14 protein-coding genes are annotated in these 13,975 nt (G+C 46.0%); 6 read left to right on the forward strand and 8 right to left on the reverse strand.

What is annotated here, in order from left to right; genetic code table 11:
• Positions 1-7: 7 nt before the first annotated feature.
• Genes wecB through ACU1JV_RS18020 form a run of 5 tightly spaced genes read left to right on the forward strand, consistent with a single transcriptional unit; the run spans position 8 to position 4,634 of the window.
• A complete protein-coding gene (gene wecB, locus ACU1JV_RS18000) occupies positions 8-1,099 on the forward strand; it encodes a non-hydrolyzing UDP-N-acetylglucosamine 2-epimerase (protein ID WP_040102964.1) in 1,092 nt (363 codons plus the stop codon).
• Complete coding sequence (locus ACU1JV_RS18005) at positions 1,092-2,078, forward strand: polysaccharide biosynthesis protein (RefSeq protein WP_013372825.1); 987 nt, start codon at positions 1,092-1,094, stop codon at positions 2,076-2,078. Before wecB ends, ACU1JV_RS18005 begins: the two co-directional genes overlap by 8 nt.
• The gene (locus tag ACU1JV_RS18010; RefSeq protein ID WP_040102965.1) at positions 2,075-2,929 is read left to right on the forward strand and encodes a dTDP-4-dehydrorhamnose reductase family protein; all 855 of its coding nucleotides are present in this window, start codon (positions 2,075-2,077) and stop codon (positions 2,927-2,929) included. The genes ACU1JV_RS18005 and ACU1JV_RS18010 overlap by 4 nt, the downstream gene beginning before the upstream one ends.
• Positions 2,890-3,918, forward strand: a complete 1,029-nt coding sequence (locus ACU1JV_RS18015; RefSeq protein WP_413986922.1) for an NAD-dependent epimerase/dehydratase family protein — start codon at positions 2,890-2,892, stop codon at positions 3,916-3,918. Before ACU1JV_RS18010 ends, ACU1JV_RS18015 begins: the two co-directional genes overlap by 40 nt.
• On the forward strand, positions 3,915-4,634 hold the full coding sequence (locus tag ACU1JV_RS18020) for a glycosyltransferase (protein WP_058830453.1): 720 nt from the start codon (positions 3,915-3,917) through the stop codon (positions 4,632-4,634). Before ACU1JV_RS18015 ends, ACU1JV_RS18020 begins: the two co-directional genes overlap by 4 nt.
• A gap of 148 nt (positions 4,635-4,782) precedes the next feature.
• On the opposite strand, the gene ACU1JV_RS18025 is transcribed toward ACU1JV_RS18020, so the two are convergent.
• From ACU1JV_RS18025 to ACU1JV_RS18040, 4 genes are all read right to left on the reverse strand, one after another.
• On the reverse strand, positions 4,783-5,172 hold the full coding sequence (locus ACU1JV_RS18025) for a hypothetical protein (RefSeq protein ID WP_413986921.1): 390 nt from the start codon (positions 5,170-5,172) through the stop codon (positions 4,783-4,785).
• A 210-nt stretch (positions 5,173-5,382) separates the two neighbouring features.
• The gene (locus tag ACU1JV_RS18030; protein WP_129549915.1) at positions 5,383-6,777 is read right to left on the reverse strand and encodes a glycosyltransferase family 2 protein; all 1,395 of its coding nucleotides are present in this window, start codon (positions 6,775-6,777) and stop codon (positions 5,383-5,385) included.
• A 12-nt stretch (positions 6,778-6,789) separates the two neighbouring features.
• Positions 6,790-7,506, reverse strand: coding sequence for a glycosyltransferase family 2 protein (locus ACU1JV_RS18035; protein WP_013372818.1), 717 nt, complete (start codon positions 7,504-7,506; stop codon positions 6,790-6,792).
• Between the two features lie 211 nt (positions 7,507-7,717).
• Positions 7,718-8,920 carry a glycosyltransferase family 4 protein gene (locus tag ACU1JV_RS18040; RefSeq protein ID WP_165264059.1) on the reverse strand — a complete coding sequence of 401 codons (1,203 nt, stop codon included), beginning with the start codon at positions 8,918-8,920 and terminating at the stop codon, positions 7,718-7,720.
• A 362-nt stretch (positions 8,921-9,282) separates the two neighbouring features.
• Here ACU1JV_RS18040 and ACU1JV_RS18045 point away from each other — a divergent pair, with 362 nt between their 5' ends.
• Positions 9,283-10,212 carry an NAD-dependent epimerase/dehydratase family protein gene (locus ACU1JV_RS18045; protein ID WP_216975351.1) on the forward strand — a complete coding sequence of 310 codons (930 nt, stop codon included), beginning with the start codon at positions 9,283-9,285 and terminating at the stop codon, positions 10,210-10,212.
• Positions 10,213-10,281: 69 nt separating this feature from the next.
• On the opposite strand, the gene ACU1JV_RS18050 is transcribed toward ACU1JV_RS18045, so the two are convergent.
• From ACU1JV_RS18050 to ACU1JV_RS18065, 4 genes are all read right to left on the reverse strand, one after another.
• Positions 10,282-10,608: a PTS sugar transporter subunit IIB gene (locus ACU1JV_RS18050; protein ID WP_013372815.1), complete on the reverse strand. Its 327-nt coding sequence runs from the start codon at positions 10,606-10,608 to the stop codon at positions 10,282-10,284.
• Between the two features lie 30 nt (positions 10,609-10,638).
• A complete protein-coding gene (locus tag ACU1JV_RS18055; protein WP_058830458.1) occupies positions 10,639-12,075 on the reverse strand; it encodes a glycoside hydrolase family 1 protein in 1,437 nt (478 codons plus the stop codon).
• A gap of 72 nt (positions 12,076-12,147) precedes the next feature.
• The gene (locus ACU1JV_RS18060) at positions 12,148-13,443 is read right to left on the reverse strand and encodes a PTS sugar transporter subunit IIC (protein ID WP_025675311.1); all 1,296 of its coding nucleotides are present in this window, start codon (positions 13,441-13,443) and stop codon (positions 12,148-12,150) included.
• A gap of 16 nt (positions 13,444-13,459) precedes the next feature.
• Positions 13,460-13,828 (reverse strand): PTS lactose/cellobiose transporter subunit IIA, encoded by a 369-nt coding sequence (locus tag ACU1JV_RS18065; RefSeq protein ID WP_013372812.1) that lies wholly within the window; start codon positions 13,826-13,828, stop codon positions 13,460-13,462.
• Between the last annotated feature and the right edge of the window lie 147 nt (positions 13,829-13,975).

Below are 13,975 nucleotides of genomic sequence, written 5' to 3' on the forward strand. Positions count from 1 at the left end.
CAAAACCATGAAAATATTGACCGTGCTCGGCACAAGACCGGAGATTATACGGCTCAGCCTGATTATTCCGAAGCTGGACCACTATGCAGATGAACATGTGCTTGTGCATACGGGCCAAAATTATACGGAAAGCCTAAGCGGACAATTCTTCCGCGAGCTGGGTTTGCGCGCCCCGGATTATGTGCTTCAGGAGAAAGCGGGAACGCTGGGCAAACAACTGTCTGCCATGTACTCGCAGATGGAGGACATTTTAAACAAGGAACGCCCAGATCATGTACTATTGCTCGGTGATACGAACAGCGCCCTATGTGCCCTGCTAGCGGAACGTATGGGTTACCCAGTTGTGCATATGGAGGCTGGGAACCGCTGTTATGATCTGGATGTGCCGGAGGAGAAGAACCGGCGCGTCATCGACGCGATTTCTACCATTAATATGCCTTATACAGAGCAAAGCAAGCAGCACCTACTACGTGAAGGCTTTCCAAGCCAACGAATTATACTGACTGGAAATCCGATCTATGAAGTAATGCAGCACTATGAGAAAGAGATATCTGGAAGCGAAATTTTGAAAAAGTTAGGATTGTCGCCGGGGAAATATTTCTTGGTCACTGCCCACAGAGCTGAAAATGTCGACCATCCGCCACATTTGCTGGCTATTTTGGATGGTCTTAACCGGGTAGCCCGGCAGTTCGGGCAGCGGGTCATTTGCAGTATCCATCCCCGCACCGCCGCTCGGATCGCAAGCCACCCGCCGATCCAGCTTGATCCGCTGGTAGAATTTCACGAGCCGTTCGGCTTTTTTGACTTCGTTCTGCTGGAGCGGCATGCCCGCTGCGCTTTGACGGACAGCGGCACCGTACAGGAAGAATGCTGTGTCATGGGGGTGCCGACCGTCACGATGCGTCGTACGACCGAACGGCCGGAAACGGTAGATTGCGGCAGCAATATCGTGTCCGGTCTTGATGGCGAGGTTATAGCAACCGCGGTAGCTATAATGACCGGGATGAACCATAAGTGGCAGTGTCCCGCAGGCTATCTGGCGGAAGATGTATCGGATAAGGTAGTCAAATTTTTGCTTGGAGGGAAACGGCATGTTTGAAAACCAACGTATCTTGGTTACCGGCGGTACCGGCTCTTGGGGGCATGAGCTGGTTACCCAGTTACTGCCGCGTAACCCCAAAGAGGTCATTATCTATTCACGTGGAGAATCGAGTCAGGTTGCCATGAACAGGCAGTTTGAGGATGAACGGCTCAGTTTCTGTATTGGAGATATCCGGGATAAGGACGCGCTGGTTACCGCTTGTCAGGGTGTGGACTATGTGTTTCATTTGGCGGCTCTCAAGCACGTACCTGTCTGTGAGGATCAGCCCTATGAAGCACTCAAAACCAATGTCGTAGGCACCCAAAACGTGATTGAGGCCGCTGTCGCCAATCAGGTAAAGAAAGTTATATATATATCGACTGACAAAGCCGCGAATCCGTCCAATTTTTACGGTATGACCAAGGCGATTGGAGAAAAATTGATTGTCTACGCCAATCTGCTGAATAGTGATACACGGTTCGTGACGGTGCGAGGCGGTAATGTATTGGGCACAAACGGAAGCGTAGTGCATCTGTTTCAAAACCAGATTCGCCAAAAGGGGAAGGTTTCTATTACGGATATGAAAATGACCCGTTTTTTCCTGACCCTGCGTGATGCGATCAGTCTCCTGTTCAAAGCTTCGGTGGAAAGTGTCGGCGGGGAAATTTTTATCATGACCATGCCAACCTGTCGCATTTTGGATTTGGCTGAGGTGCTCATTGAAGATTCGGGCGTGGAAAACGTAGAAATTGTAGAGCAAGGTGTCCGTCCCGGCGAAAAAATTCATGAGATTTTGATGAGTAACTTTGAAAGCCTGACAACGGTTGTGTATGACGAGCAATATTTGGTCATTCTCCCAACGCTGAACATCCCCCAATTAAGAGACCGTTATAGTCAGTGTCCTCCGGTATCATTCAGCAGCTTTAGCTCGGAGTTTAATCTGATGTCAAAAGAGGAAATTCGAACTATCCTCCGGAGCGGGGGGTTCATTAAATGAAGCTGCTTATTTTGGGTGGTAACGGCATGGCGGGCCATGTCCTGGTCGATTATTTTCAAAATCAGGGCGGGCATAACGTCTTCTATACCACCCGTGATCCCGAAAATAAAGGCGGTCTGCTGCTGGATGTAAGGGACAGCTTTATGGTGGAGCAGTTGGTTCGCAGTGTGCGGCCAGACGTCATCATCAACGCGGTGGGTGTGCTGAATCAGTATGCCGGGGAGGATCAGATTACAGCATACCAAATCAATGGACTGTTGCCGCATCTTCTCCGGCGGACGGCGGACAGCATCGGTGCCCGACTCATTCATATCAGCACGGATTGTGTATTCGAGGGAAAGCGTGCTCCTGGTTTGTACAAGGAGACGGATCAGCCTGACGGGACAAGCGCCTATGCTGTGACGAAAATACTCGGAGAAGTAAAGGCGGCAGGGCATCTGACTATTCGTACCTCTATTATCGGTCCGGAAATTCGGAGGGAAGGCATTGGTCTGCTGCACTGGTTTTTGCAGCAGAGCGGAGATGTTGACGGATATCGCCGTGTCTTTTGGAACGGAGTCACGACACTGGAATTGGCTAAAGCGATACAGGTGCTTATGAATGAGCCGCTAGACGGACTCATTCATCTGGTTCACCCCGAACCGATCAGTAAACATGATTTGCTACTGCTGTTCAAAGACATCTGGAAGAGGGAGGATATTCGGATCGTGCCGAAAGATGAGCCGGTGCAAGATCGGACGCTTCGTTCTACCCGGGCCGATCTGCTCTACGATGTTCCTCACTACAGCATCATGCTGAAGGAGCTGCTGGAATGGACAGAAGCACAGCGGAACAACGTCGGCCTGTCATAGTCATTACCGGAGCGGCAGGCTATACCGGGATGCACGCCTGCCTCTATTTTGCAAAGCTCGGCTGGGAGGTGGCGGCGCTGACTCGCACTGCCGCTTCCGCATCAAAGCTGACCTCACTGGCTGGAGAGGATGAGTATCCTAGTCCGGATGTCGGCACTCACGTCTGTATCACGCCTTATGTATGTGATTTGCTTGATAAGAAACGTCTTGGTGAAGTAATCCGCCAAATTGCACCGGATTATGTGCTTCATCTGGGCGGTAAAAATTCGGTGCCTGAATCATGGCAAAGTCCACTACTGTACATGGAATCCAATGTACTATCCACATTGTATCTGCTGGATGTACTGCGCTCTTTCCCCAAAGTCCGAATTGTAGTGGCGGGTTCTCGCCTAAAGACAGCTTTGCAGGCACCGTACCATCCAACGCATCCATACAGCCTTAGCAAAAGCCTTCAAGAGGCAGTCGCGCTCTCGTGGGGCGCACTGTTCGAGCAATCCGTCATGCTGGCGGAGCCCTGCAATCTGATCGGCCCGGGTCCCTCCACCGGTTTCTGTGCACTGTTGGCAGGCTATATCGCACGCACCGAGCAGAGCGTGCGAGACGTGCAGAATGTAGAGCCCCCTGCCCTTGCTTCCATTTCTGCACCGACTCCGTTTCAGGTTTCTTCACGGCATGCGCTGCGAGATTTTCTGGACGTGCGCGATGCTGTCCGAGCGTATAGCGTGCTACTGGAGCGAGGTGTTCCGGGGCGTGTATACCCTGTTTGCTCAGGCAAGATGATGCAGTTGGGGGATATCGTAGAACGTATGATTGCGTTGGCAGACACCCCTGTTGCCATACAATGGGGAGATGTGACAGAAGAGGCGTCCACGGATGTATATCAGGCAAAGGAACTAGAGGAGCTGGGCTGGATGCCAACCATTCCGTTAGGGCAATCACTGAAGGATATGATTGGCTACAGTCGAGCCAGAAAGGAAGAAACGAGATGAGACCGAGTGTAACGATCGTAATTCCGTTTTATAACTGCAGGTACGTCGATCAGGCAGTGCAAAGCGCACTGGAGCAAACCTACGGCCCGCTTGAAATCATTGTCGTCGATGATGGTTCAACTACACATACTGAAATGCTTCATCCTTACCGTAAATATATCTATTATTTAGGTAAATTAAACGGTGGGACGGCCAGTGCACTTAATCACGGCATCCGACATGCCAACGGTGAATACATTGCGTGGCTCAGCTCGGATGATACCTTCCACAAGGATAAAATTAACAATCAGGTTTCCTTTATGCTGGATCAAGGTGCACATATCTCCCACACCAACTTCAACTTAATCAATGAATACAGCCAAATCACAAGATACCAGGCGGGACCGGTACTTCCGTCGATACAGGAATTTTATCGTTTTTTTCTGAAGGGTAACCCGGTAAACGGATGCACGGTTATGTTCAAAAAAGAGCTGTTTACGGAGATAGGGTTGTTTAATGAGCTGCTGACGTATACCCACGATTTGGATATGTGGTACAGAGTTATACTGGCAGGATACGAGTTTCCTTTTTTAAACGAAGTGCTGGTAAACTACCGTTGGCATGATGAGATGGGAACGAACAAGCATCGACACGTCATTGAACAGGAATATTTAATTACCCAGGCACGCTACAGAACCAGCTTAACTGAGCTGCTGAACGGATTTGCAGCTATGTAGTACAAATCAGAATATTGAAAAATTTTCAGCCTGTGACCTGCAGTGCCTGTATAGAGCACGCAGATTCACAGGCCAATTACAAATCACTAGTGATGGTAGGGAGAGTCATCTTAGTTAGGAAAATAATACTTTGTCATGATGCAAACCGTTACACAATAGATACCGATTCCCAGTCACCGGACGGGAATGTATGCTCTGGTACGTTATTGCCAGCAGCATCTTTTCCTTGAGCCTCAATGGAGATGGCACTTATGAATCCGGCTGCGACTGGAGATGAAACTCTAATTTCATATGCTGGCACTACAGTAGGAATCGTAAGTGTAACAACTGAATTTGGCGCACCCAGGGCAAATGTGGTTGTGAAATACAAGATTGACACCGTACCTGTCGGTGGGCTTCCGGGCGCACTGTACGCATTCACAATGATGGGTACAAGTGGAGCTGCTGTTGTATTACTGATACGTATTACAACAGAACTCGAATGGAAACTACCATCTGGATTAAGGTTTTCAACGGCTCCTAACGAAAAAACGGCCATATTTTTCACCTCCTTGTAATACCAATATATGAAGAAAGAGTAGTAATAGAGTGTGTTAATATATAGAGGTGTTTAGTACAAATTAAGGAATCCCGGCTTGTCCAGTACCCGCAATTAACATTCCCATCGACTTTTATTACCGCTGTATGTCGCGAAAAGATGATTAAACTACAGGCTGGTTCTATAAAGAACCAGCCTGTAGTTTAATCATCATAAAGCCACGATCATTGGACCTTGTGGGCTTCGGTTAAATACATCCGTCGGAAGGGGAATAGGAGGCTGTGTATGCCATCTGAACACATGGAGCTCTCTTTTACTGGGAATGGGTCGCAACCATCCGCCCTCTGCATAATATAGTCCGTGATCCGGGCCCATATACAACCGGTAATCGATCAGCTCATGCTCTTCGAAAACATTGGTATCAATAGGTGGACCAATAGGGAAAGTCTCCAGCTGCGCGAATGAAAGAGGAATCGATTCGTTGACCTCATAGCCCAGCAAACGGAACGATTCGAAATCGCGGAAGGGATAGCGCAGACCATGGCTGATCAGGTGCATACCGTTCATGGGATCTCTGGCGATGTAAACCGCTGGGAAATGCTCTCGAAGTTGGCCATTATGCAGTAACGGCTTGCCGTCGGGGATGCTGGTCACCGTGCTATCCGACAACTGGATTACCCGATCAAGACGAAAATGAAGAGCATGAAAAGTATCAAGCGACTCGACAGGCCGCTTCAGTCCTTTCTCGATTTGATAAATATTTCCTTTGGAATCTCGAATGAGTATTCCATTAGGTAAGGAAGAATCCTTAGGTCGATGGTGCGGATGCCCCGCAGCAAACTGTCCGGGGAAAAAGTATTCATCTAATGTATAAATGAGGCGTTCAGGGTTAAAATTCCATTTTCTTAGAAATATTCGGCGATTTCTCTGTCCCCATTCAACTATATCGATTGAATTATGTGTAAAACTTGCGTTACCCTCATGATGGACATGACTGTCTCCTGCGATGAGGAGCCTTAATCCCTTTTTTAGTGTCCGATACCCGAAATCAATATCTTCATAGCCACCTCCCGGGAATGCTTCGTCTAAATACCCGATCTGACTTATCAATTGACGACGGAACAACATACAAAATCCGCTTAAAGCCGTTGCATCCCGCCAAAGTGAGGGATTAGTGACATTAAAATTTTTGCTGAATTCATGATATGTCTCTGTGGTTGAATAGGACATGGGAAGGCGTTGCATTGGCATCACCATATTGGACACAGGACCGACAATGCCAATATCCGCTGAGCTAAAAAGTGCATGAATTAAATTTTCCAGCCAATGGTGAGATACCATCGTGTCATTATTGAGCAGGAGAATAGTATCCCCTATAGATGCCTTAATACCTTGATTACAAGCTGCTGCAAATCCACGGTTAGTTTCATTCTCAATTAAACGTACATTCTCCCGACGACGTAGTTGATGTTGAGTACCGTCTGTCGATCCATTGTCAATACAGATCAATTCGTAAGGAATGGTAGTATAGCGCACGATGCTATCCAGACACCGTTCTGTTAGTTTCCAGTTGTTTAACGTAAGGATAACGATACTGACCAGCATAAAATTCTCTCCTTAAAGAGTATTCAGAACCACTTGTAATTGGTTCTGATATGTCTGTCTGATGGTTTCTAATTCCTGTACAATAGCTTGGTAATGCTGGACCGTACCCATTTGTTCATGACGACGGTAGGCAGTGAGAGGCTCATCTAAATAGTGAAATTCTGTATGGTTCAATACTACACGAATCCAAAAATCATAATCATGAGTGTATAACAGCTTCTCATTGAAGTATCCAATGTTACGAACATAATCCTTTTTCATCATCACCGTACAGCCATTTAACGGGCAGTAGGAAGAAAATGCCTCAATAAAGGAACGTACTGTTGTGAATTTGGCAGTTGCATTGCGACATATTACCTCGTTTGCTTTGTTAATGACATGATAATCAGTGAAACTGACCTCAGCTTGATGTTGCTCCATAAAATTCACTTGACGTTCAATTTTGGTCGAATAAAACATATCGTCTGAACTAAGCCAAACAGTATACTTTCCGGTGGACATTTGTATACCATAATTGAGCGCGGTTGCCGTGCCGCCGTTCATCTTTCCTAGATAATAAATGCGATCCATATAAGGGATCAAACGTTCCTGGTGCATAGTTGACCCATCATCTACAACAATAATTTCGATATTCGGATAAGTTTGATTTAAGACGCTGGCTACAGCCTGATCTACGTACGGACAGTTGAAAAACGGAATGATGACACTCACTTTCGGCAACGATTCCACGTTTCCTCACCCCGCAATCTTCATGTGCTTTCTCCCCACCATACGGTATGTTAAAACGAATTCATAATTGTGGACGATTGCCCGTGGTACTTCATTTTGGGGAGTTTATTTAAAGGAAAAAGAGGCAATTTACATCTCATTAATGTAACTGCCCCTTTTTTAGATTAGAGTGCTCAGATGTACGTTATGATCTAATTGGTGATTGAACTTTTTATTGCTGGTTCAAACCATAAACGACAGCGTCAATTTCCTGAAGCAAGTTATTAAACCGGTTTTGGAATTTATCTATGCCGAAAGATTCTATGGATGCCTCGCGATTTTTAGCTCCTATTTCCAACATGCGCTCTTTATTTTGAAGGAGGTCAACAACTATTTGCCAAAGTCCGCCCACATCACCTTTAGGCACTAAAAACTTCTCATTCCCCGTATTTTTGAGTAGCTCACCAAGTCCTGCTGAGTCATAAGCAACTACTGGTTTGCCGAATATCATCCCTTCAAGAGCAGTCATTCCAAAGCCTTCATCAATCATGCTAGGTACGACTACGATATCAAGCGCAGGGTATAATTGTTCAATGTGGCTTTCGAACGAATGAAATATAATGCGAGATGGATCTAATGTTGAATACGCCAATACTTTGCATTTATTGAAGTATTCTGTTATTTCTGGACTTCCGGCAATAAGAAATTTCACTTGAGGAAAGTGTGACATTAGCATATCGGCCATATAGATAAATTGATCAATTCCTTTATGGACGGAGATCATTCCGCTTATGAGTCCTATTAGCGTTTCGTGGTCGCCGATATTATGGGCTCCCCTCAGACAACGACGATTTTCCTCCCATCTTTCAGGGTGCAATTCAGCATCATTCCAGGAAGGATATATAAGCCTATTTTTATTATTAACTATTGAACCCTTAAAAGGTGCAAGTACTGCTTCTGATATACCGATAATCCAATCTGCATAATGATTTACCATCCGTACTGCATCAATCTGATGTGCACCTGGATACAAGATTTCGTCTATTATCCAAACAACGGGAATGCCTGCTTTTTTTGCCGCAGCCGCAGGCAATGCATTAACCGATGTGTTAACCATCACCCAATCCGGCCTGTGAACGTGCAGAAGTGTTAATAGGGATTGGTAGTAATTAGAAGATTCTTGTTTTGCAAATTCCTGATGCATAGCTGGCGATGATTCATACAAAGACCATAGCAGTGGAGAATCTTGAATGGCTATACGTATCCCCTTAGTTTCTGCTTCTATTGACAGCATGCCGCAACAGGGAACAACCAGCACAACCTCATACTGCTCGCTAAGGGTTTTAGCTAAAAAAAGTAGCCATTTCTCGGCACCCGACATTCGAGCCGGATGGCAAATATGTGAGAATAACATAACCTTAGACTTTACGCTCACGGGCTACATACCCTATGCACTTCTCGGGTATGATTGTCACCTCCTTTGGATAGGTAATTTACTATATGAGCAATGTCTATCTGTCGACACGACCATTCACCCATGTATTATTCATTGCAAGGTAGTCATATATAACAGTTTGAATTTTTATGTGAGCACTCATGCGTGTGAAATGATCGTTTTTGGTGCCTGTGTGTGCTTGCGCCTGCGCCAAGCTATGGAGCAACGCATAAAATAATGCGAAGAGGGGAGCACATATGGGCCTGTCATGCTGTCATAACAACGTGAGGGATGCATCTGTCTCCGTAGTTGCTGGTAAGGCCCAAGCGCCGACCCGTTCAGGTTTGAAAGGAGGGGCACTAGTGAAGGCTTTGGTCACCGGGGGAGCAGGGTTTATTGGTTCCCAGCTGGTACGTGCGCTTGCTGACTCGGGCATCAGAGTACATGTGCTGGATAATCTGACGACCGGGAATGCTGCAAATGTAGATCCGCGCGCGGTCATGCATATTGCAGATATTCGCAGCTCTGAAGCCAGGACGCTGCTGATTCGGGAAAGCCCGGACATTGTGTTTCATTTGGCTGCACAGGCTGATGTGCAGCAATCCATCCATCACCCCGACGAGGATGCGGATGTGAATGTGCTGGGGACGATCCATTTGTTGCAGGCTTGTCGTGAAGCGGGTGTGTCGAAAATCATATTTGCCTCCACATCCGGCGTATACGGAGAGCTGCAAAAGCAATGTATTCAGGAAGACGATCCCGTGGAGCCTATTTCAGGCTACGGGCTGTCCAAGCTGACCGCAGAATCGTATATTCGGCTTTTTTATCGCTTGTATGGCTTGAACTACACGATTTTGCGTTACGGAAATGTGTATGGCCCCGGCCAGGCCGCGAAGGGAGAGGGCGGTGTAGTCGCTATTTTTATGGACCGGCTGAAAAAAGGCAGCCCCTTGCTCATTCACGGCGACGGGACGCAAACCCGTGACTTTGTGTACGTCAAGGATGTAGTCCGAGCCAATATGGCGGCTATACATGCAGCGGATCAACGCACAGTGCATGTAAGTACGGGACGAACGACGTCCATCAATCGGCTGGCCTACGATTTACTAAAGCTGCACGGTTCGTCTGTGCGGCCTGTGTATTCACCGGCGCGGGCGGGAGACATTCATCATAGCTGTCTTAGCAACGCAGTCGCCAGACATTGGCTTCATTGGGAACCGCTATTTGGCATCTCTGCCGGTCTAAAGGAAACGTATGTGAGCAGTATGGGCACAGACAAAGAAGGCATCTAGGGCTAACGAGCGTGAGGATCAAAAAAGAGACTGAGGGAACTCTCAGCCTCTTTTCAGTTTGAACAAAAATTATAGGTTCTCGCCAGCCAGCTTGAAGGCTTGATCGAGGACAGCCGCACCGTTTCCTCTACCGTAAGCCAACGTGTCAATAACATCTACAGGGATGCCATATGGAGCTGCAATTTCAGTTACTGGCTTTTTACGCATTCGCACCTGAGGTCCGAGTAAAATAGCAATCACTGGCTCTGTCATGCCTTCCAGCTCTTCCTTAATAGTGCTTTCGGGGATCGCTTCGATGTTCAATTCTATGGATCTTGCTGCGGCTTCTTTTTTCATCTTGGAAACCAGAATGGATGTCGACATCCCCGCAGAGCATGCCAGAATGATTTTTTTCATATCAAGAGCGCCTCCAGAAATTTATTTTAACTACTTATACTCTTCATCCAGATTAGCAACAAACAAGCGTTCCTTGATAACAGCTTGATACCAGTAGCCGGATTTCTTCAAATGCCGACTTCGATCATTTTCCAGGTTAATTTCCACCAGTCCGTAGCGATTTTTAAAAGCATTCATAGGAGAAACGTTGTCTGTGAAGGCCCACAGCATATAACCTGTACAGTTGGAGCCTGCTGCTACGGCTTGTAACGTGTAGTATAAATGCTCAGTTATAAAGTCAATGCGATAGTCGTCCTGAATGATGTGTTCCTCATTTTTAAAAGCAGCTTCATTTTCAATCCCCATGCCATTTTCCGCAACAAACCACTCGATATTGTTATATTCGTTCTTGATACGCATTCCCATATCGTAAACGATTTTAGGATAAATTTCCCAGCCCCGTGACTTGTTCATTCTTTTACCGGGAAGTTCGAAATGCTCGTAGTAGTAAGAGGGGTGAAAAGGAATGTTTTCATTCCACGCTTTACTCTGCGCTTTGACCCGGTGGGGATAATAGAGATTGATTCCAACGTAGTCAACGGTATTTTCCTTAATCAAGGCCAGTTCCTCCGCTGTAGCTTCGAAGGCAATATCATGCTTGCTCATGAGCTCGAACAATTCTTGCGGGTATTCGCCTTTAATAAGCGGGTCCAGAAATACTCGATTGTAAAATAGATCATACACATGTGCTGCATACTGGTCATGAGGGGCGCTGGAGCGGGCATAAGTCACTTCGGGATTTAGAATTACCCCTATTTTAGCCCCGTTCTCACTATAATTTTTGACTTTGAAAAGCTGTACACACTTCGCGGTAGCCAGCGTTTTGTTATAGTTCCATTGCATCCACTTCCGCGTATTTTGTTCATAGGGATAGCGAAGGGCATCCAGATAGACGCGAGTCTGTACAACAATGGGCTCATTAAACGTAAACCAGTGCTTGACCCGATCCCCGTACCGTTCAAACACCTTTTCCGCATATTTCACAAACAGCTCTACCACATGCTTGGAAGACCAGCCCTCATATTTGTCGAGCAAATAAGCAGGTAATTCATAATGTTCCAGACAAATCATCGGCTCGACTCCGCTTGCAATCAACTCGTCAATGACCCTGCCCATATAATCCGCATAGGTTTCATCCACCACAATATTCTCATAATCCGTTAAGAAGCGGGACCAGTTAATAGAAGTGCGATAATGAGTTAGCCCAATCTGCTTCATCAGGGCAATATCCTCGGCATAACGATTATAAAAATCGGTTGCCCCTGCGGGTCCATATCCATTGTGCCAGACATAGCGGTCATTTTTGTACCATAAGTCCAGATACGAGTCTTGACCTTCCTGTTTACCGCTCCAACCCTCTGTCTGCCAGGCGGAAGCCGCTGCTCCCATAATAAAATTCGGCGGAATTTGTATTGTGTGTTTAGCCATGACATGCTTCTCCTTTTCATTCTATAGATTCCCCAAGGCGATCCTCTACGGGTGTATCTCTACAGTAGCGCATTATTCAGTCGTTCGCTTGTTGGCAATTTTGACGAACGGAAAATAAATGATAATGGCTACCATAATACAAATAATCTGCGTTACAACGGCGCCAATGCTTCCACCTGTAGACAGGTAGGCATTAATAATAGGCGGTGTAGTCCACGGAACCATAACGACAGCTTTACCTGCGAATCCAAGCAACGTCGAGAAGTAACCAATTGTTCCTGTGATGAGTGGAGTTATAATGAAAGGAATCGCCATCAATGGATTCAGCATAATTGGAAGTCCGAAAATGACAGGCTCATTAATATTAAACAGACCTGGCCCAAGTGAAAGCTTGGTAATTTCCTTCATATCCTCACGCTTGGAAGCGATCATAATACTGATCAAAAGGGCCAGCGTAACTCCTGAACCTCCAATACTCATGTATACATCCCAGAATGGCATCGTAATAATGTTCGGAATGGGGAGCCCTTGATCATATGCAGTCATGTTGACCGTAATCGCTCCAAGCAGCAGAGGTTCACGGATGGGCTTTACCATTTGGTTTCCGTGGATACCGATCACCCAGAAGGTTTGAGCAACCAGCATGAGTACCAGTATACCTGGCAGCCCTTGGACTATGGTCTCCAGAGGTTGTTGCACCACATTATAGACAGCATCGTATAGGTAGAGCCCCGTAAATTTATGAAAAAAGAATCCAAGCATCGAGAAAACAGTTACCGTAATAATGGAAGGGATGAGTGCGGAGAAAGAAACGGCTACATTGCTGGGAACACTTTCAGGCATTTTAATCTTTAGCTTATCGGACTTGCCCAGTTTGTTGTATAGCTCAACGGATAGGATACTTATGAAAATACCCAAAAACAAGCTTTTGGTGTCTGTGAATTGACGGGCGATGACGTCCGTTACTTTTTGCATTTCTCCGTTAACCATCAGTTCGATTGTGGTTGGTGTCACAGAGATAAAACAGATGAGGGCAAGTAAACCAGGAAAAAGATTTTTCTCTCCATTAATTTTTCCTAGCTCCAGGCCAATCATAAAAATAGCTAGAATGGTGAGGATATTCAAGCTGGCATAGTTAATGCTTGAGAAAATCGGTTTGTACTCTGCTAGGAATGAGAATGGCTTAAAATGGGCCAGACCATTGACTGGGTCCATGACCATATTGGAGATCAGTACAGCAAAGGCACCCACAATAATAACAGGCATTAAGGTGATAAAAGCCGATTTGATTGCTATTATATATTTAAAATTGTTAATTGCATTTGCCACCGAGGTGAGACCATCGATCAGTTTGTCTTTGAAAGCCATGGCTAGCGCCCTCCCTCTACGATTTTAATCCGAGCTGATCAATGCGTTCATACAGGTCTATAAATTCTGAGGCCATATCGTGAATGGTGATGGCATTCATCAAATGATCTTGGGCATGCACCATCATGACGGACATCTCTGTTTTTTCACCGGCTGCTTCCTTACGAATGATTCTGGTTTGAATTTTGTGGGAAGACACTAGTTCTTTTTTAGCTGAGGCCAGTTCTTCTTTGGATTCCCGAAATTTGCCCGCCTTTGCAAGCTCAATCGCTTCCATCGCCGAGCTGCGCGCATTCCCAGCGTATAATATAATTTGGAATACGATCTCTGTATCATCCATGTCCTCCATGTTCACAGCGTGTTCTACTGATTCATCATTATTCATATGTTCTTGACTCCTTTCATTCATTTGCTCGTATCGTCATTATAATTTGGAATCGCTTTCAACATAACGCATATTATTTCCTCTTCTTAACGGAAATCAATCGGTCTTTCTAGTTGATATCTCTATTACTAAACATAAAAAAAGAGA

Source organism: Paenibacillus sp. T2-29 (assembly GCF_052921365.1).